Source organism: Pseudomonas sp. LAP_36 (genome assembly GCF_019456785.1).
Taxonomy (GTDB): domain Bacteria; phylum Pseudomonadota; class Gammaproteobacteria; order Pseudomonadales; family Pseudomonadaceae; genus Aquipseudomonas; species Aquipseudomonas tritici.
On sequence record NZ_JAHZMS010000011.1, the window covers coordinates 21674 to 39426 of the forward strand.

General features: G+C 60.1%; 17 protein-coding genes. 16 read left to right on the forward strand and 1 reads right to left on the reverse strand.

All coding sequences use genetic code 11. The annotated features are described in order from the left end of the window. The first annotated feature begins 55 nt into the window (after positions 1-55). The 9 genes from JBO08_RS25365 (at position 56) to JBO08_RS25405 (ending at position 9048) form a co-directional block, all read left to right on the forward strand. Positions 56-1387 (forward strand): amino acid permease, encoded by a 1332-nt coding sequence (locus tag JBO08_RS25365; protein WP_256530456.1) that lies wholly within the window; start codon positions 56-58, stop codon positions 1385-1387. Beyond that, on the forward strand, positions 1371-2642 hold the full coding sequence (locus JBO08_RS25370; protein ID WP_065945954.1) for an aspartate aminotransferase family protein: 1272 nt from the start codon (positions 1371-1373) through the stop codon (positions 2640-2642). Before JBO08_RS25365 ends, JBO08_RS25370 begins: the two co-directional genes overlap by 17 nt. Positions 2643-2717: 75 nt before the next feature. Further along, complete coding sequence (locus tag JBO08_RS25375) at positions 2718-3449, forward strand: TetR/AcrR family transcriptional regulator C-terminal domain-containing protein (protein WP_065873705.1); 732 nt, start codon at positions 2718-2720, stop codon at positions 3447-3449. A gap of 119 nt (positions 3450-3568) precedes the next feature. Next, a complete protein-coding gene (locus JBO08_RS25380; RefSeq protein ID WP_065945953.1) occupies positions 3569-5560 on the forward strand; it encodes an acetoacetate--CoA ligase in 1992 nt (663 codons plus the stop codon). Between the two features lie 2 nt (positions 5561-5562). Beyond that, complete coding sequence (locus JBO08_RS25385) at positions 5563-6741, forward strand: thiolase domain-containing protein (protein ID WP_065873707.1); 1179 nt, start codon at positions 5563-5565, stop codon at positions 6739-6741. Between the two features lies 1 nt (position 6742). Further along, on the forward strand, positions 6743-7129 hold the full coding sequence (locus JBO08_RS25390) for a Zn-ribbon domain-containing OB-fold protein (protein WP_065908978.1): 387 nt from the start codon (positions 6743-6745) through the stop codon (positions 7127-7129). Between the two features lie 104 nt (positions 7130-7233). After that, on the forward strand, positions 7234-7866 hold the full coding sequence (gene ycaC, locus JBO08_RS25395) for an isochorismate family cysteine hydrolase YcaC (protein ID WP_049711340.1): 633 nt from the start codon (positions 7234-7236) through the stop codon (positions 7864-7866). 151 nt (positions 7867-8017) lie between these two features. Next, positions 8018-8584 carry a hypothetical protein gene (locus JBO08_RS25400; RefSeq protein WP_065873709.1) on the forward strand — a complete coding sequence of 189 codons (567 nt, stop codon included), beginning with the start codon at positions 8018-8020 and terminating at the stop codon, positions 8582-8584. Positions 8585-8613: 29 nt separating this feature from the next. Continuing rightward, the gene (locus JBO08_RS25405) at positions 8614-9048 is read left to right on the forward strand and encodes a hypothetical protein (protein WP_065873710.1); all 435 of its coding nucleotides are present in this window, start codon (positions 8614-8616) and stop codon (positions 9046-9048) included. A gap of 21 nt (positions 9049-9069) precedes the next feature. Here the strand turns inward: JBO08_RS25405 and JBO08_RS25410 are convergent, their stop codons facing one another. After that, entirely contained in the window at positions 9070-10101 is a 1032-nt protein-coding gene (locus tag JBO08_RS25410) for a YhcG family protein (protein WP_065945952.1), read from the reverse strand. A gap of 201 nt (positions 10102-10302) precedes the next feature. Here JBO08_RS25410 and JBO08_RS25415 point away from each other — a divergent pair, with 201 nt between their 5' ends. From JBO08_RS25415 to JBO08_RS25445, 7 genes are all read left to right on the forward strand, one after another. Continuing rightward, positions 10303-10947 carry an NAD(P)H-dependent oxidoreductase gene (locus tag JBO08_RS25415; protein ID WP_065908983.1) on the forward strand — a complete coding sequence of 215 codons (645 nt, stop codon included), beginning with the start codon at positions 10303-10305 and terminating at the stop codon, positions 10945-10947. Further along, positions 10886-11266: a MerR family transcriptional regulator gene (locus JBO08_RS25420; RefSeq protein ID WP_065908986.1), complete on the forward strand. Its 381-nt coding sequence runs from the start codon at positions 10886-10888 to the stop codon at positions 11264-11266. Before JBO08_RS25415 ends, JBO08_RS25420 begins: the two co-directional genes overlap by 62 nt. A 90-nt stretch (positions 11267-11356) precedes the next feature. Then, positions 11357-12493, forward strand: coding sequence for a Fic family protein (locus JBO08_RS25425; RefSeq protein ID WP_065945951.1), 1137 nt, complete (start codon positions 11357-11359; stop codon positions 12491-12493). Between the two features lie 75 nt (positions 12494-12568). Continuing rightward, positions 12569-12811 (forward strand): exodeoxyribonuclease VII small subunit, encoded by a 243-nt coding sequence (locus JBO08_RS25430; RefSeq protein ID WP_003176346.1) that lies wholly within the window; start codon positions 12569-12571, stop codon positions 12809-12811. Further along, positions 12808-13695 (forward strand): (2E,6E)-farnesyl diphosphate synthase, encoded by an 888-nt coding sequence (gene ispA, locus JBO08_RS25435; protein ID WP_065881125.1) that lies wholly within the window; start codon positions 12808-12810, stop codon positions 13693-13695. The genes JBO08_RS25430 and ispA overlap by 4 nt, the downstream gene beginning before the upstream one ends. A gap of 110 nt (positions 13696-13805) precedes the next feature. After that, a complete protein-coding gene (gene dxs / locus JBO08_RS25440; RefSeq protein WP_065945950.1) occupies positions 13806-15704 on the forward strand; it encodes a 1-deoxy-D-xylulose-5-phosphate synthase in 1899 nt (632 codons plus the stop codon). Positions 15705-15839: 135 nt separating this feature from the next. Further along, positions 15840-17735, forward strand: coding sequence for a TonB-dependent receptor domain-containing protein (locus tag JBO08_RS25445; RefSeq protein WP_065873716.1), 1896 nt, complete (start codon positions 15840-15842; stop codon positions 17733-17735). Positions 17736-17753: the final 18 nt, after the last annotated feature.

A 17753-nucleotide genomic window follows, 5' to 3' on the forward strand; every position in this document is an offset into this window, starting at 1 on the left:
ACCGCTTCACTCTTCCAACCATGGCTTGGCGCGGTCGCTCAAGGAGCGCCACGTCATGTTGATCGCTATCGGCGGCATTATCGGGGCCGGGTTGTTTTTAGGATCGGGCAAGGCGATTGCCACGGCGGGGCCGGCGTTGTTGCTGGCGTATGCGTTGTGTGGGGGGATGGTTTATCTGATTGCGCGGGCGCTGGGGGAGTTGTCGTTGTATCGGCCCAGCAGTGGTTCGTTTGCGACGTATGCGGAGGAGTTTTTGGGACCGCGGGTGGCGTTTATCACGGGGTGGTCGTATTGGATGATCTGGATCCTGGTCGGGGTGCTGGAGGTGACCGGGATTGGTTTGCTGATGAAGTATTGGTACCCGGAGTTGCCGCAGTGGATTCCGGCGTTGGTCACTGTCGGCGTGTTGATGGTGATCAATCTGTTTGCGGTGAAGACGTTTGGTGAGGTGGAGTTCTGGCTGGCGTTGATCAAGGTGTTGACGATTGTCGGCCTGATCGGGGCGGGGTTGGTGATTTTGGTGTTTGGGCTGGAGACATCGGAGCAAACGACACCCTCGGCGGCGAATCTCTGGCAGCACGGCGGTTTTTTTCCGAATGGCTGGAGTGGCTTTTGGTTCGCGGTGCCTGTCGCCGCGTTTACCTTTGCGGGTGTCGAGGTGATTGGTTTGGTGGCGGCGGAAACGGCCGAGCCGCAGCGCACCTTGCCACGAGCGATCAATAGCATCCTGTGGCGCATGGCGATTTTTTACCTGGGGTCGACGGCAGTGATCATGGCGCTGTACCCGTGGAATCAGATCGATACGTCGCAAAGCCCGTTTGTGATGGTGTTCGACAGCATCGGGATGAGTGTGGCGGCCGGGTTTATCAATTTTGTGGTGATCAGCGCGCTGGCGTCTTCGTGCAATACCGGGCTGTTTGCCACCAGCCGCATGTTGTTTGCGCTGTCGCATATCAGGCAGGCGCCGCGTCAGTTGCAGGTGTTGAGCCCGCAACAGGTGCCGGCCCGTTGCTTGATGGTGTCGACCGCCATTTTGCTGATGGGGGTGCTGCTGAATTATTTGATTCCGGAGAGCATTTTCAGCCTGTTGATCACGGGGATCCTGGGCCTGTTGATCTGGGTGTGGGTGGTGATCATCACGGCGCATATGGCCTATCGCCGCAAGGTGCAGCGCAGCGAATTGGCAGAAGTGGATTACCGCCTGCCTTGGCCCAAGGTCAGCAGTGTGCTGGTTCTGGGTTACCTGGGCGTGCTGACAGTGCTGGTGATTCGCGACCCGGAAACGCGCGCGGCGTTTTATGTGGCGGCGGCGTGGTTTGGCTTGTTGATGCTGGTGTATCCGAAACGTGCCGCGTCGAAGGGGGTGAGCGATGCCTGGCATGCTTGAGTTGGAGCGTTGCATTCAACGGTACATCCGGGCCAATCCCAACAGTGCGCGCCAGCTGGATTGGGCTGCGCAGGTGATGCCCGGCGGCAACACGCGCTCGGTGCTGTTCTATGAGCCGTTTCCGTTGGTGATGACAGGCGGCAGCGGGTGTTTTCTCGATGACCTGGATGGGCACCGCTACGTCGATTTTCTCGCGGAATACACAGCAGCGCTGTATGGACACTCCCATCCGGTAATCACCGATGCGCTGACAAAGGCAATGGCGAACGGGCTGAACCTGAGCGCCCACACAGAATGGGAAGCGCGGCTGGCGACGCTGATCGTGGAGCGCTTCGGTTGTATCGAGCAGGTGCGGTTTACTAACTCCGGCACCGAGGCGAATCTGCTCGCGTTGGCGGCGGCAAAGGCCTACACCGGGCGCAGCGGAGTCATCGCGTTCAACGGCGGCTATCACGGCGGTGTGTTGAGTTTTGCCGGGGCAAGCACGGCGATGAATGTGCCGCATCGGGTGTACCTGGCCGACTACAACGACCTTGAGAACGTCGAGCGTTTATTGCATGAGCATGTCGACATTGCGGCCATCCTGGTGGAGCCGATGCTGGGTGCGGGCGGGTGTATCTGTGCCGAGCCGGGTTTTCTCGAAGGGTTGCGCGAAAGGAGCCACGCCCATGGCACGCTGCTGATCTTCGATGAAGTAATGACCTCGCGCCTAGCCCCCGGCGGCCTGCAGGAAAAGCTCGGCATCACCCCGGACCTGATCACCCTGGGCAAATACCTCGGCGGTGGCATGCCGTGCGGCGTGCTCGGTGGGCGGCGGGACATCCTGGCGCAGTTTGACCCGCGCCATGGATGCCTGTCCCATGCGGGCACGTTCAATAACAATGTGCTGACCATGGCGGCGGGCATCGCCGGACTGGAGCAGGTGTACACCCGCGAAGCAGCGTTGGAACTCAATGCCCGTGGCGACAGGTTGCGCGGCCAGCTCAATGAGGTGCTGGCGCCCATGTCGATGCAATTTACCGGGCAAGGATCGGTGATGAATCTGCATCCCACGGGCTTACCGATTCGTCGTCCGTCAGATATCCCAACGGACCGAAACGACCTGCGCGACCTGTTCTTCTTTCACCTGCTCGAATGTGGGATCTACAGCGCGCGGCGCGGGTTGTTTGCGCTGAGTTTGCCGCTGACTGACCGCGAGCTGAGCCGACTGGTCACGGCCACGCAAGCGTTCGTCGAGCGCTACGGAGGGGGTTGACGGCTATTGCGCAAGAGCGACAGCGAATCGGTGAACCGCTATCCTTTCGCCGTCGCTCAACCGGAACCCACAATAATGACCAGCAAAACCGCAAACCCACGAGGCAGGCGTAAAAAAACCGCTGGCGAAGATGCAAAGAGCCCACTGAACAAAGACGCCATCATCACCGCCGCCCTGGCGTTGATCGATCGCGAAGGCCTGGACAAATGCAGCCTGCGCAACCTGGCCAGCAGCCTGGGTGTGTACCCGACGGCCATCTATTGGTACGTCTCATCACGCGAGTTGTTGTTGAGTGAAGTGCTGGCCAAAGTCCTGGAACACGTTGCGCCAGAGCCTCAGGAGCGGCGCTGGCAGGACTACCTGCGTGCGGCGATGGTCAACTGCCATGATGCCGTGCACCAGCATCCGAACATCGCGCCGTTGTTGGGTTCGCAATTGGTGTCCAACGCCAGCACCGACTTCACGTTGGTCGAGGGTGTGTTGGCAGCACTGCAACAAGCGGGTTTCAGCGGCCCTTCCCTGGCCGCCGCCTACAATACGTTTATCGCTGCTCTTACCGGTTTCACGACGCTGGAGTACGCGCCATTGCCGGATAATACCGAGGCATGGCAATGCCAAGTGCAGGAGAAGCTGCGGGCCATCGATGCAGAACAGCACCCCACGCTCGCGCAGAATATGGACCAACTGAGCAATCGCGGTTTCAGCCTGCGCTGGCAAAATGGCGTGCACGCGGCGCTGGATGAGAGCTTCACGTTCTACGTCGACACCCTCCTCTGCGGCCTGGAAACCCTGGCTGCCCGCCGCTGAAAATTCGCACAGCAAAACCAGACACACCACCAATTGTACGTCGTACAATTTGTCGCTACAGTCCGCCACGCAAGAGCACCCCATGACCCGAATAACAACAACGTCAGAGGTCTTTTATCGTGGCGACTGCATTCAACGACGTGGCCCAGGGGCAACTGCTCTGGCAGCCCTCCCCTGAGCTTCTTCAACACGCTTGCCTCACTCACTACCTGAGTTGGCTGAGGCACGAACGCAAGCTCAGATTCGCCGATTACCACCCGCTATGGCAGTGGTCCGTCGATGAGCCGGAAGCGTTCTGGCAATCGATCTGGGATCATTTTCACATTCAGGCCAGTAGCCCTCACCAAGCGGTGCTGGGTGACCGTGCGATGCCCGGTGCGCAGTGGTTTCCCGGTGCGCGACTGAATTTTGCCGAACACATTCTGCGCAATGAACGCGAAGGCGACGCACTGCTCTACCAGAGTGAAACGGTTGCCTTGCAAGGCCTGCCGTGGAGTGACTTCGCCCGTCAGGTTCGCACCCTGGCGACCTACCTACGGGAAGTGGGCGTGATGCCGGGTGATCGAGTGGTGGCTTATTTGCCAAATGTTCCCGAGGCGATGATCGCGCTGTGTGCCTGTGCGGCCATCGGTGCGGTCTGGGCCAGTTGCTCGCCGGATTTCGGTGCGGAGGGCGTGCTGGACCGGGTGCGGCAATTGTCGCCGAAGGTGCTGTTGGCGGTGGACGGTTATCGCTATGGCGGCAAGGCGTTTGATCGACGCGAACAGGTCCGGCACATTGCCCGCGAGCTGGGCAGTATCGAACACGTCATCGTGCTGCCAGCGCTGTTTCCCGATGAACCGCTGACGGTTGCCAACGCCATCGATTGGCGCGCCTTGCTCCGGCGGCCTACGGTGCCCGCTGCCGATTTCCACTGCGAACAATTGCCCTTCGATCATCCGTTATGGGTGCTGTTTTCTTCCGGCACGACTGGCTTGCCCAAAGCCATCGTACACAGCCATGGCGGGATACTTCTGGAGCAACTGAAGGCACTGCATCTACACCTGGATTTTCGCCCCGGTGATACAGCATTCATCTTCACCACCACCGGCTGGATGATGTGGAACACCTTGTTCAGCGCCCTGCTCTGCGGAGTACGGCCAGTGCTCTATGACGGCCATCCGACCTGGCCGAACATCGATACGCTGTGGCAGATCGTGCAGGACAGCCGCGCCAGCTTTTTCGGCACCAGCCCCACTTATATCGAGTTGATGAAACGCTACGACGTAGTGCCCCGTGAGCGCTTTGACCTGGGCGCGCTGCGCACCGTGATGCCGGTTGGCTCGCCGGTTTCGCCGCAGTGCAATGCCTGGTTTTACCGCAACCTCAAAACGGATATCTGGGTGACCACGGGCAGCGGGGGCACGGACATTTGCACGGGCCTGGTAAGCGGCGTGCCGACGCTGCCGGTGTATGCCGGTGAAATCCAGGCGCGCGCCCTGGGTGTGGCGGTTCATGCGTTTGATGAAAATGGTCGGCCGGTGGTTGAACAGGTTGGCGAGTTGGTGGTGACGTCGCCCATGCCGTCGATGCCGGTGTACTTTTGGGATGACACTGGGGGCGAGCGCTACCGCGAAAGCTATTTCCAACCCTGGCCAGGGGTGTGGCGCCATGGGGATTTTTTCTTGCTCAATGCCCGTGGCGGTTGCCAGGTGCTGGGGCGTTCGGACGCCACGCTGAACCGCTTTGGGGTGCGGATCGGTACAGCAGAAATCTACCGGGCATTGGAGCCCATCGCAGAAATCGACGATGCGCTGATCGTGAATCTGGACCTGCCCGAAGGCGGTTTTTTCATGCCGCTGTTTGTCCAACTGCGTCACGGCGCGGTGCTGGACGATGCCTTGCAGCAGCGCGTGCGTGAATGCCTGCGCCAGGCGTGTACGCCCCGGCATGTACCGGACCAGATCCTCGCGGTGCCGCTGATTCCCCTGACGCTGACCGGTAAAAAAATGGAAGTGCCGGTGCGCCGAATCCTGATGGGGCACGAGCCGCAAAACGTCGCCAACCTCAGCGCCATGCGCGATCCGCAGGCGCTGGCGTTTTTCATCGAATACGCCCGCCGGAGTCGTTAACCATGAAGGGCAACGCATTTATCGTCGGCGCCTACGAACATCCCACACGGCATGCGGTGGACCGCTCCCTCGCGCAATTGCACGCGGACGTGGCCCGCGGCGCCCTGGCGGATGCGGGGCTGAGCCTCAGCGACGTGGACGGCTACTTTTGCGCCGGCGACGTACCCGGTTGGGATGCTCCGGGTGTAGGGCCTTTTTCCATGGTCGAGTACCTGGGCATTCATCCTCGGCACTTGGAGACCACAGAAAGCTGGGGTTCGTCCTACCTGCATCACGTCGCCCAAGCTACACGCGCGATTGCCGACGGGCGCTGCACCGTCGCCCTGATCACCCAAGCCGGACGCCCGCGTGCCAGGCGCCAACGGCCGGACGCCAGCCACCTCGATCAGCCCCAAACCACCTGCGAAGGCCCCTTTGAAATGCCCTACGGCGCCGCCGTGACCAACCTGTACGCGATGTGCGCGATGCGCCATCAGTACGAGCACGGCACCACCGCCGAGCAACTGGCCTGGATCAAAGTCGCAGCGTCGCACCATGCACAGCACAACCCCCTGGCGATGTTGCGCAACATAGTGACGGTGGACGATGTGCTGAACTCACCGCTGATCGCCGCCCCGTTGCGACGCTTGGATTGTTGTGTGATCAGCGACGGCGGTGGCGCGTTGGTGGTGGTTCATCCGTCCATTGCGCAGGCACTCAAGCGGCCGCTGATTACACCCATCGGTGCAGGTTATTCACTCAGTCATCTGAACGGCGGCTACTTCGACCTGCTGGCTTCGGGCGCGGTGAAGTCTGGCGCCGATGCCTTCGCCGAGGCACGGCTCAAACCCAGCGACATCCGCTACGCCTCGCTGTACGACAGCTTCACCATCACCGTATTGATCCAGCTGGAAAACCTAGGCTTCTGCCCCCCCGGCGAGGGCGGTGCTTTCGTTGCCGACGGTAAATTGATCAGCGGCGTGGGCCCGTTGGCGATCAATACCGACGGTGGCGGGCTGTGCAACAACCACCCCGGCAATCGCGGCGGCATGGCCAGGCTGATAGAGGCTGTGCGTCAGTTACGTGGCGAGGCACACCCAGCGGTGCAAAGGCCTGACTGCGCGCTGGCCCTGGCCCACGGCACCGGTGGATTGCTGGGCTCACGGCATGGCAGCGCTACTCTCATTCTGGAGCGACTCTGATATGCACCTGACCTCACCGCACATCACCCCCGAAAGCGCGCCGTTCTGGGAAGCGGCCAACCGGGAGCAACTGCTGCTGCGCCGCTGCCTCGACACTGGCAAGGCCTTTTTCTACCCCCGCGACCACAGCCCTTTTACCGGCAGTGCAGCCACCGACTGGATCGTCGCCAGCGGCAACGCCACCTTGTACAGCTTCAGCTACAGCGGGCGAGACGATGAAGCGTATTGCATCGCTTACGTAACGCTCGACGAGGGACCGACAATGTTGTCCGTCATCGAGTGCGAGGACAGGCAACAGCTGCAGATCGGGCAACGGCTTGAGGTGACCTTCGCGCCGACGCCCAATGGGCAAAAAATACCTGCCTTTCGATTGTCTCTTACAGGTTGACGGTAAGACACGCCACAGCCGATTTATCACCCGCCAACCACCCATTAATCTGTGCCCATGCTGAACGCAACGCCAAACCCACTTAAACAAAAAAGGATTCAACCATGAGCACGCCAACCTACAATCGCTTGAACAAAGACGACGCCGTAGTTCTACTGGTCGACCACCAGACCGGCCTGATCTCCCTGGTGCAAGACTTCTCCCCTAACGAGTTCAAGAACAACGTGCTCGCCCTGGCGGACCTGGCCAAGTTCTTCAACCTGCCGACCATCCTCACCACCAGCTTCGAACAAGGTCCCAACGGCCCGCTGGTGCCGGAGCTGAAAGAAATGTTCCCGGACGCGCCGTACATCGCTCGCCCTGGCCAGATCAATGCGTGGGACAACGAAGACTTCGTCAAGGCGATCAAGGCTACCGGCCGCAAGCAGATCATCATTGCCGGTGTGGTCACGGATGTGTGCGTCGCGTTCCCTACCTTGTCGGCACTGGCGGAAGGCTTTGATGTGTTTGTGGTAACCGATGCCTCGGGCACGTTCAACACCACCGTGCAGCAGGCGGCGTGGAGCCGGATGACCCAAGCCGGTGCGCAAATGATGAACTGGTTCTCGGTGGCCTGTGAGCTGCATCGCGACTGGCGCAACGATATCGAAGGCCTGGGCAATCTGTTGTCCCAGCGTATTCCGAACTACCGCAACTTGATGAATGGTTACTCGGCGCTGACGGCACGTAAGGACTAAGCCAACCGTTTCATTCAATCAGCCTGCCCTGAAAAAGCAGGCTTTTTTCGTGGAGCTAGCAGTACGCCATTAGCACACTTGCCCTAATTGTTACTGTGCAGGCGCAACACTAAAGTCCTTCAGGTGTTTGAAGCCTCAAGGAAGAACTCAGTTGAATACGCTAACCAAGGCCGGACACTACCTGGCACTCCTGACAGCCTTACTGGCCAGTGCCACGTGGGCGCTCGCCGACGAGCAAGAACCTGTCGGCGACTGGTGGATCATCTACGGCAACGGCCGGGCGCATCAAAACGTGATGTATGTGGCCGACCGTACTTCCGTGGTGCGTTCGAACCATACCAAGGGCGCCCAGTTGGTGGCCGTCACTCTGGTGTATGAGGACCCGGGCAAGCCGATGATCGATGTGTACAACATCGAGGTGCAGTGCCCCACGCGCAAAGTGCGCTTCCTCAACGGGCAGTCGGTCGCGCAATTTTCCTACACGCTCAAGCACTTGAAGGTCTCCAAAACCTGGCAAACGCCCAAGGAGTTCTGGCTCGATCGCACGCTCGCGTTTGTCTGTGAACCGGGCAAGAGCAAAGACACGATCGCCATGGGCAAGATGACCCACCTGCAGATGATCCAGACCACCAAGGCCATGTTCCAGCAGTTGGGGCCGACTCAGGAGAAGAGTCAGATGATCGATGACCTCGACGATATGTTGGGCAACAAGCCCTGAACAGCACGCACCTACACGAAGGATTCACTATGCCTACATGGACAAGGCTGTTGCTGGCAGGACTCTTGTTACCTGCCACGCTTTTTATTAACGGCTGCCACCTGATTGCACAATCGCGCTGGGAAGGCAGGGATGCTCAGGAAGCGCTGAATTTATTCGGCAAACCCGACTCGATGAAAAAGCAGAACGGGCCCAGTGGCGAAACGCAGGTGGTGATGACTTGGTACAAGTCGTCTTCCTGGAACACCACCGAAGCCGCGGGAACTTCAATGAACCACACCGGAAACGGCATGGTTTATACGGAGTATTACCAGAGCGTTGGACACAGTTCGGATTGCAAGCTTGAGGCCACCGTAAACAAGGCCAAGAAGATCGTGCTGTTCAGGATTGAGGATGGCCGCATCCTCCATGGCAAGTGCATCAACATACCGTATGTGCCGGGGTATATTCCGCCAGGGTTCTAGGGCTCGCAGCCCTCTCGCACTCTAATCCGCCAGCTCCCGCTCGATCTGCTCAATGCTAGGCAAAACCGTTTGCAGCTCAGCGGGCAGCGACTCAACCAGTTGATATTCAGCCACACCCATCGGTCGGTTGTTGTCGCGCAATGCATATTCGGCGACGACTTCGTTTTTGCTCTTGCACAGCAGCAGGCCAATCGTTGGCCCATCTTGCGGGTGTTTGAGCTGGGCATCGACGGCCGCGAGATAAAAACTCAACTGCCCCAGGTGCTCGGGCTTGAACTTGCCCGCCTTCAGTTCGATCACCACGTAGCAGCGCAGCTTCAGGTGATAGAACAACAGGTCGACAAAGAATTCATCACCCCCAACGTCGATCAGCACTTGCTGGCCGACGAAGGCAAAACCCGCGCCCAGCTCCAACAGAAAGTCAGTCACGTGTTTGATCAAGGCGTTTTCTATGTCGCGCTCCTGCGCGTCCAAGCCCAGGCTGAGGAAATCAAAACGGTAAGGGTCTTTCAGCGATTCACGCGCTAAATCGGATTGAGGTTTGGGCAGATGGCTGTCGAAATAGCTGACGGCCTTGCCACTGCGCTCCAGCAATCGATTTTCGATTTGCATGACTAACGTATTGCGCGACCAGTTGTGTTCTATCGCCTGGGCGATGTACCAGCGGCGGGTTTCGGGGCCAGGGAGTTTGTCCAGCAACACCACATTGTGTCCCCAGGGCAATTGTGCAGCAGCCTGTTGCACAAATTCCGAGTCTGGCCATGCCTGCGCAAAAGCACGCATGTACTTAAGATTACGTGGTGAAAAACCCTTCATTTTGGGAAAGGCCGCCCGCAAATCCTGGGCAAGACGATCAATGACTTTACTGCCCCAGCCCTGCTCAGCCTGGCGGGTCAAAATGTCGTGGCCGATCTGCCAGTAAAGCAGCACCAGCTCTCGGTTTACCGCCAGCGTTGCGCGCTGTTGCGCCGAATGGATGCGGCCTTTCAGGTCAGTCAGCCAGTCGCTGTAGCCCTCGGGCGGTTGGGTCAAACCGATAACGGTTTCGCTCATGCCGTTGCACTCTTGTGTTTGAAGGGAGGCTAGTCAGGGGCATGTGCTGTCACAAGGGGCCAGAAGCGGTTCAGGAAAGGCCTTTCAACGGTTACAGAAACGTCCTGCTGGCAATTGCAGATTGGCGTATTGCAGCCCCACGCTTGACTCTCCCCTATACGGCAACCCTTACCCTGAAACGCCCTGTTCAGGATCTTTCCCATGACCCCACGCACCCTAGTTATCCTCGGCCACCCCTCCGCTACCAGCTTTTGTTCAGCCCTGGCCGAAACGTACGTCCACGCCGCAAAAGACGCCGGCCATGAGGTGCGCGTCCTACGCTTGGGTGATCTGGCTTTCGACCCCGTCTTGCACACCGGCTACTCCGAGGTCCAAGCCCTGGAACCCGACCTGCTCCGCGCACAATCCGACATCTTATGGGCCACCCATCTGACGTTCATTTTCCCGATCTGGTGGGGCGGCATCCCTGCCTTGATGAAAGGTTTCATCGATCGAACGTTCCTACCCGGCTTTGCCTTCAAATACCGTGCTGGCAAGGCATTCCCTGACAAACTGTTGAAAGGCCGGACCGCGCACCTGTTGGTGACCCTGGACACCCCTCCGTGGTACTACCGCTGGTTCTATCGCATGCCAGGCATCCATCAGATGCGCAAGACCACGCTGGGGTTGTGTGGCATCAAGCCGATCAAGACGTTGCTGTTCGGGCCGGTACTGGGCTCTACTGCGGCGCAGCGGGCCAGGTGGCTGAAACAAACCGGCGCTTTATTGGGAAAAGGGAATTTTCATGTACATCGGCAAAGCCGCGCAGTTGTCGGGCACGACCATCAAGGCAATTCGTCACTATGAGGCGATCGGGCTATTACCTGCGCCGCAGCGTCAGGGCCAGTACCGGGTCTATTCGGAGCAAAGCGTTGAGTTGCTGATGTTTATCAAGTGCGCGCAGCAACTGGGCTTCAAGCTCAAGGAGTTGCAGGACATTCTCCGAGGCCATCAAGGCGACGCGCTGCCTTGGGACCGGGCGGACCAGGCTATCGCTGGAAAGAAACACCAATTAGCCACACAGATCGCTGCGCTGCAGACGATGCAAACAGGGTTACTTGAGTTCGAAGCCCAATTAAAGGACGCGCAGGGGCGATGCTTTTTACCGACAACAGCGCCCACCTGAATGGAAGGTGAGCCGAATAGGACACATAATCGGCTCACTAAATGAGCCGAATAGCTTTTCTATTCGGCTCACCTTCTCAGGTACTCCTCCATGGATCGCCCGTTCTGGATCTGGCAACACATCGACTGGCCGCACTTTCATTGGCAACCTGGGCGCCTTGCGGTGTTGTTGCGCGAGTGCGGGCAAGCCCAAGGCAAGCTGCTGGGCAAGCTCGGTGCCGTCAGCCAGCCAGTCAGTGCGCAGAATGAGCTGGATGCGTTGCTGCAAAATGTCCTGACCTCTTCGGCAATCGAGGGGGAACAACTGAACGTTGGCTCAGTGCGCTCGTCACTGGCGCGCCGTTTGGGTTTGGAACCCTTGAACGGCCAGGTAAGCCGCCGCAGCGAAGGCCTTGCCGAGCTGATGATGGATGCCACACAGCCATTCGACCAACCCTTCACCCTTGCCCGCTTACTGAATTGGCACCATTTATTGTTCCCGGATGCGGAAACTGGCCTTGCCGCGCGTGCGCTGAATGTCGGGACGTTGAGGGGGGATGAGCCGATGCAAGTGATGCCGGGTCGACTTGATCGACCAACGGTTCATTTCGAAGCACCGCCGCGCCTGGGCCTGGAGCAAGCGCTGGATGACTTCCTGGCGTGGTTCGAAACCAGCCGCCATCAACCAGAGCTGGACCCTTTGGTACGCGCCGGCGTGGCGCACTTCTGGTTTGTCACGCTGCACCCGTTCGATGACGGCAATGGTCGCCTGACCCGCGCAATCACTGACCTGGCGCTGGCCCAAGGCGAGCATCAGGCCATCCGTTTTTATGCAATGTCGGCCAGCATCCTCGAAGACCGCGCCGGTTACTACAACGCGCTAGCGTCCAGTCAGAAAGCTACGCTGGATATCACCGACTGGTTGGCGTGGTTCCTCAAGACATTGCTCCGCAGCGTGCAACAAGCCATGGCGCGGATTGACCGGGTATTGGACAAGAGCCGGTTTTGGCAGCAGCGCCGTGACCTCGCCTTGTCTGCCCAACAGATCAAGGTGCTCAACCGTCTGCTCGACGGTGGCGAGAAAGGTTTTGAGCACGGCATCAGCGCCGCGCAGTACCAGGCGGTGGCTAAGGTATCCAAGGCCACGGCCACGAGGCATCTGGCTGACCTGCTGGAAAAGAACTGCCTGGTCCGACTCCCCGGAGGCGGCCGCAGCACGCGGTATCAGGTCAGTACAGAGGGAGAATGACACCCCCGCTCATTTGCCCAGAATCCCCATGTCTGCTAGTGTCGCGCCGGTTTACCGTCTACCGGAATAGCCGCCATGGCCCGCAAAAAAGTTGCACTCGATTTCGAACAATCCCTCGCCGACCTGCAAACCCTGGTCGAGCGTCTGGAGAACGGCGAGTTGTCGCTGGAAGACTCGTTGACAGCGTTTGAGCAAGGCATCGGCCTGACCCGTGACTGCCAGAGCGCCTTGGCGCAGGCGGAACAGAAGGTCCAGGTGTTGCTGGAGCGCGACGGGGAGTTGGCCGAAGAACCTTTCGATGCGGAACAGCCCGAATGATCGACGCGTATCAGGCCAGTAGCCAAGCCCGGGTCAATGCGGCGTTGGAACCCTTGTTTGTCGCGCCAAGCCCCGAACTCAAGCGTCTCTACGAAGCCATGCGCTACAGCGTGATGAATGGCGGCAAGCGCGTGCGCCCGTTGCTGGCCTATGCGGCCTGTGAAGCCTTGGGCGCGCCGGCCGAACAGGCGAATGGCGCGGCGTGTGCGGTGGAGTTGATTCACGCCTATTCGTTGGTGCATGACGATTTGCCGGCGATGGACGACGATGATTTGCGTCGCGGCCAGCCGACCACCCACAAAGCGTTTGATGAAGCGTGCGCGATCCTCGCCGGTGACGGCCTGCAAAGCCTGGCGTTCAGCGCACTGCTGGACCCGGCGCTGAGCAGCGTCAACGCCGACATCCGTCTGCGTATGGTTACCGCCCTGGCCGTGGCTGCAGGGCCCGCCGGTATGGTCGGTGGCCAAGCCATCGACCTCGGTTCGGTGGGCCAGAAGCTTGATCAACACGCCCTGGAATACATGCACCGGCACAAGACCGGCGCCTTGATCGAAGCCGCCGTGCACTTGGGCGCCCTTGCCAGTGGGCGGGCCGAAGCCCCTCAATTGGCGGCGCTGAAGACCTACGCGCTGGCCGTTGGCCTGGCGTTCCAGGTGCAGGACGACATTCTCGACGTAGAAAGTGACACCGCCACCCTGGGCAAGCGCCAAGGCGCCGATATCGCACGGGACAAACCGACTTATCCTGCGCTGCTTGGGCTGGAATCGGCCAAGGCTTATGCCCTGGAACTGCGCGACCAGGCCCTGGACGCCCTGCGACCTTTCGACGCGGCGGCCGAGCCACTGCGTGACTTGGCGCGGTATATCGTCGAACGCCGGCACTGATTACAGCGGCCATTTCAGCCGCATATCGGCCAAGTTCGGCGCTCTGCGTGGGCAGTTTGCGATGCTTGAGGTAAACTGCCGCCTCTTCTATACCTATAACGATTCGCCTGATGCCCACGACGTTTCAAGAGATTCCCCGCAAGCGCCCGTCCACGCCCCTGCTCGACCGTGCTGCCACGCCGGACGGCCTGCGTCGGTTGGGTGAAGCCGAGCTGGAAACCCTGGCCGATGAGTTGCGCCTGGAATTGCTCTACACGGTCGGCCAGACCGGTGGGCATTTTGGTGCTGGCCTGGGCGTCATCGAGCTGACCATCGCCCTGCACTACGTGTTCGACACCCCGGACGACCGGCTGGTGTGGGACGTGGGCCATCAGGCGTATCCGCATAAAATCCTTACGGGTCGCCGCGAGCAAATGGGCACCCTGCGCCAGAAGGACGGCGTTGCTGCCTTCCCGCGTCGCTCCGAGAGCGAGTACGACACCTTTGGCGTCGGCCATTCCAGCACCTCCATCAGTGCAGCGCTGGGCATGGCGATTGCCGCCCGTCTGCAAGGCAGCGATCGCAAGGCGATTGCCGTGATTGGTGATGGCGCGCTGACTGCCGGCATGGCCTTCGAAGCGCTGAACCATGCGCCGGAAGTGGACGCCAACATGCTGGTGATCCTCAACGACAACGACATGTCGATCTCGCGCAATGTCGGTGGCCTGTCCAACTACCTGGCAAAAATCCTCTCCAGCCGCACTTACGCCAGCATGCGCGAAGGCAGCAAGAAGGTGCTCTCGCGCCTGCCCGGCGCGTGGGAAATTGCCCGGCGCACCGAAGAATACGCCAAGGGCATGCTGGTGCCTGGCACCCTGTTTGAAGAGCTGGGCTGGAACTACATCGGCCCTATCGACGGCCACGACCTGCCGACCCTGATTGCCACCCTGCGCAACATGCGTGACCTCAAGGGCCCGCAGTTCCTGCACATCGTCACCAAGAAAGGCAAAGGCTTTGCCCCGGCAGAAGTCGACCCGATCGGCTATCACGCAATTACCAAGCTGGAACCGCTGGACGCCCCCGCCGCTGCGCCGAAAAAAGCCAGCGGGCCTAAGTATTCCGGTGTGTTTGGCGAATGGCTGTGCGACATGGCCGCCGCCGACCCGCGCCTGGTGGGCATTACTCCGGCGATGAAGGAAGGCTCCGACCTGGTGGCGTTCAGCGAACGTTTCCCGCTGCGCTACTTTGACGTGGCGATTGCCGAGCAGCACGCAGTTACATTCGCCGCCGGCATGGCCTGTGAAGGCGCCAAGCCGGTAGTAGCGATCTACTCGACGTTCCTGCAACGCGGTTACGACCAGTTGGTGCATGACGTAGCGGTGCAAAACCTAGACGTGCTGTTTGCCATCGACCGCGCCGGTTTGGTCGGCGAAGACGGCCCGACCCACGCGGGCAGCTTCGACTTGTCCTACTTGCGCTGCATCCCCGGCATGCTGGTGATGACGCCGAGCGACGAAAACGAATTGCGCAAGATGCTCAGCACCGGCCATCTGTACAACGGCCCGGCGGCCGTGCGCTACCCTCGCGGCAATGGCCCGAATGCCGTGATCGAAAAAGACCTGGAGCCGATCGAGATCGGCAAAGGCATCGTGCGTCGCCAGGGCAGCAAGACCGCATTCCTGGTGTTCGGCGTGCAACTGGCCGAAGCCCTGAAAGTCGCCGAGAAGATCGACGCGACCGTGGTCGACATGCGTTTCGTCAAACCACTGGATGAAGCCTTGGTGCGCGAGATCGCCGGTAGCCACGAGCTGCTGGTGACCGTCGAAGAAAACGCCATCATGGGTGGCGCTGGTGCGGCGGTCAGCGAGTTCCTGGCACGGGAGAATATCCTCAAGTCAGTGCTCCACCTGGGCTTGCCGGATGTGTACGTCGAACACGCTAAGCCGGCGCAGATGCTGGCGGAGTGCGGGTTGGATGAGGCCGGGATTGAGGCTTCGGTGCGCAAGCGCATGGCACTCTTGAACCTGTAAACAACATTCAAATGTGGGAGCTGGCTTGCCTGCGATAGCATCACCTCGGTTACGCTGACAGACCGAGGTGCCTGCATCGCAGGCAAGCCAGCTCCCACATTGGTTTGCATTGTTTTTAAATGCCATGGACAGCCAATGAAACGCCTTCGCTATGCCTTGCCCCTTTTCCTTCTGCCTGCCACCGACCTGCTCGCAGACAGCCGCGACGACGCCCTGAAACTCCCCAACGTCGTCATCAGCGCCAACCGCCAGGTGCAGGCGCGCAACGACAGCAGCGCCGCCAACAGCGTGTTTACCCGCGATGACATCGATCGCCTGCAACCCACCAGCCTCACCGACCTGCTCAGCCGCGTTCCTGGCGTGCAAATAGCACCGACTGGCGGCCGCGGCAGCCTGCCCGGCATCTATATGCGTGGCACCAAATCCGCCCAGAGCCTGGTGCTGGTGGACGGTCAGCGCATCGCCAATACCACCTCCGGTGACAGCGGCTTGCAGTACCTGAACGTCGACCAGATTGAACGGGTGGAAGTGCTGCGCGGTTCACGCTCAGTGATCTACGGCAGCGATGCCATTGGCGGGGTGATCCAGGTGTTTACCCGGCGTAATACCGAGCAAGGCCTGCAACCACGCCTCAAGCTCGGTTTCGGCAGCAACCAGACCTGGGAGCGTAGCCTTGGCCTGTCCGGCGGTGATGAGCACACGCGTTTCAACCTCGGCGCGAGCCTGGATGAAACCGCGGGCATCAACTCGACGCACACGTCATTCCCAAGCGATGGCGACCACGACGCCTACCGCAACCAGTCACTCAGCCTGAACCTGAGCCATTCCTTCAGCGATGAGCTAGAGGCCGGTTTCAACCTGTTGGATAACCGTGGCAAATCGGAGTACGACAACAGCTTCGGCCGCTACGACGTCGCCACCGGGCAAACGCTTGGGCAAAAGCCCTACACCGACTACGCGGTGAGCAGCGCCAGCGGCTATGTCGATGCCAGGCTCAACGAGCGCTGGCAATCGCGCCTGGAGCTGGGCCATAGCGAGAACCGCGACACCAAGCGCGACACCCTCAGCGATGACTTCAGCGTGTTCAACACGTACCGCGACTCGGTCAACTGGCAGAACGACCTGACGCTGAATGACCAGAACAGCCTGATTCTCGGCGGCGACTGGTACGAAGACCGCTTCCACGGCTCCACCACCTTTACCGAAAACAGCCGCTGGAACCGTGCAGCTTTTGTGCAACATCGGTTCCACGGCCAATGGTTTTCCACCGAGTTGGGGATACGGCGCGACCAGAACCAGCAATTTGGCGGGCAGAACAGCTGGAGCGGCACCGTCACCGTGCCGGTCAACCCCGACAACGACGTGCTGCTGAGCTACAGCGAAGGCTTTCGTGCGCCGACCTTCAACGACCTGTATTACCCGGATACGAAGTACAGCAACCCCAACCTGCAGCCCGAAACCTCGAAAAGCTACGAGCTGCAATGGCGCAGCCAGTTGAGCGACAGCACGCGCCTGGAGGCCTCGCTGTACCGCACCGACTTGAGCGACGCGATCATTCTCGACAGTAACAGCAAGCCCCAAAACGTGGCGTCGGCGCGCATCGATGGCGTTGAGGCCGCGCTGAAGCAAGAGCTGTTTGGGTGGCAGGGCAACCTGGGGCTTGCGGTCATCGACCCGCGCGACCGTGACAGCGGCCACACCCTGGCCCGACGGGCGCGGCGTACGTTGAGCCTGGATCTGGATCGGCAGTTCGACAAACTGGGGGTAGGTGCCAGTTGGCAGGCCATCAGCAGCAGCTATGACGATGAAGACAACACACACCGCCTTGGCGGGTATGCCTTGCTGGGATTGCGCAGCAGTTGGGCGTTGAATCGGGAAGTGGCGTTGTCGCTGAAGGTCGATAATCTGTTGGACAAGTCGTATGCACGGGCGCGTTACAGCTATAACGACCCGGGGTTCTTGAACAATCAGGATTACCGTGAAGAAGGCCGGGTGTGGATGGTTGGGGTGACCTGGACACCTGAGATCTGAGTGGGCCGTACAGGCCTC

Excerpts from the sequence above, each read along its gene's own strand:
- JBO08_RS25445 (WP_065873716.1), top strand. The coding sequence starts at position 15,840 with ATGAAACGCCTTCGCTATGCCTTGCCCCTTTTCCTTCTGCCTGCCACC.
- JBO08_RS25415 (WP_065908983.1), top strand. The coding sequence starts at position 10,303 with ATGACCCCACGCACCCTAGTTATCCTCGGCCACCCCTCCGCTACCAGC.
- ispA (WP_065881125.1), top strand. The coding sequence starts at position 12,808 with ATGATCGACGCGTATCAGGCCAGTAGCCAAGCCCGGGTCAATGCGGCG.
- JBO08_RS25370 (WP_065945954.1), top strand. The coding sequence starts at position 1,371 with ATGCCTGGCATGCTTGAGTTGGAGCGTTGCATTCAACGGTACATCCGG.
- JBO08_RS25405 (WP_065873710.1), top strand. The coding sequence starts at position 8,614 with ATGCCTACATGGACAAGGCTGTTGCTGGCAGGACTCTTGTTACCTGCC.
- JBO08_RS25385 (WP_065873707.1), top strand. The coding sequence starts at position 5,563 with ATGAAGGGCAACGCATTTATCGTCGGCGCCTACGAACATCCCACACGG.
- dxs (WP_065945950.1), top strand. The coding sequence starts at position 13,806 with ATGCCCACGACGTTTCAAGAGATTCCCCGCAAGCGCCCGTCCACGCCC.
- JBO08_RS25425 (WP_065945951.1), top strand. The coding sequence starts at position 11,357 with ATGGATCGCCCGTTCTGGATCTGGCAACACATCGACTGGCCGCACTTT.
- JBO08_RS25430 (WP_003176346.1), top strand. The coding sequence starts at position 12,569 with ATGGCCCGCAAAAAAGTTGCACTCGATTTCGAACAATCCCTCGCCGAC.
- JBO08_RS25410 (WP_065945952.1), bottom strand. The coding sequence starts at position 10,101 with ATGAGCGAAACCGTTATCGGTTTGACCCAACCGCCCGAGGGCTACAGC.
- JBO08_RS25390 (WP_065908978.1), top strand. The coding sequence starts at position 6,743 with ATGCACCTGACCTCACCGCACATCACCCCCGAAAGCGCGCCGTTCTGG.
- ycaC (WP_049711340.1), top strand. The coding sequence starts at position 7,234 with ATGAGCACGCCAACCTACAATCGCTTGAACAAAGACGACGCCGTAGTT.
- JBO08_RS25375 (WP_065873705.1), top strand. The coding sequence starts at position 2,718 with ATGACCAGCAAAACCGCAAACCCACGAGGCAGGCGTAAAAAAACCGCT.
- JBO08_RS25365 (WP_256530456.1), top strand. The coding sequence starts at position 56 with ATGTTGATCGCTATCGGCGGCATTATCGGGGCCGGGTTGTTTTTAGGA.
- JBO08_RS25420 (WP_065908986.1), top strand. The coding sequence starts at position 10,886 with ATGTACATCGGCAAAGCCGCGCAGTTGTCGGGCACGACCATCAAGGCA.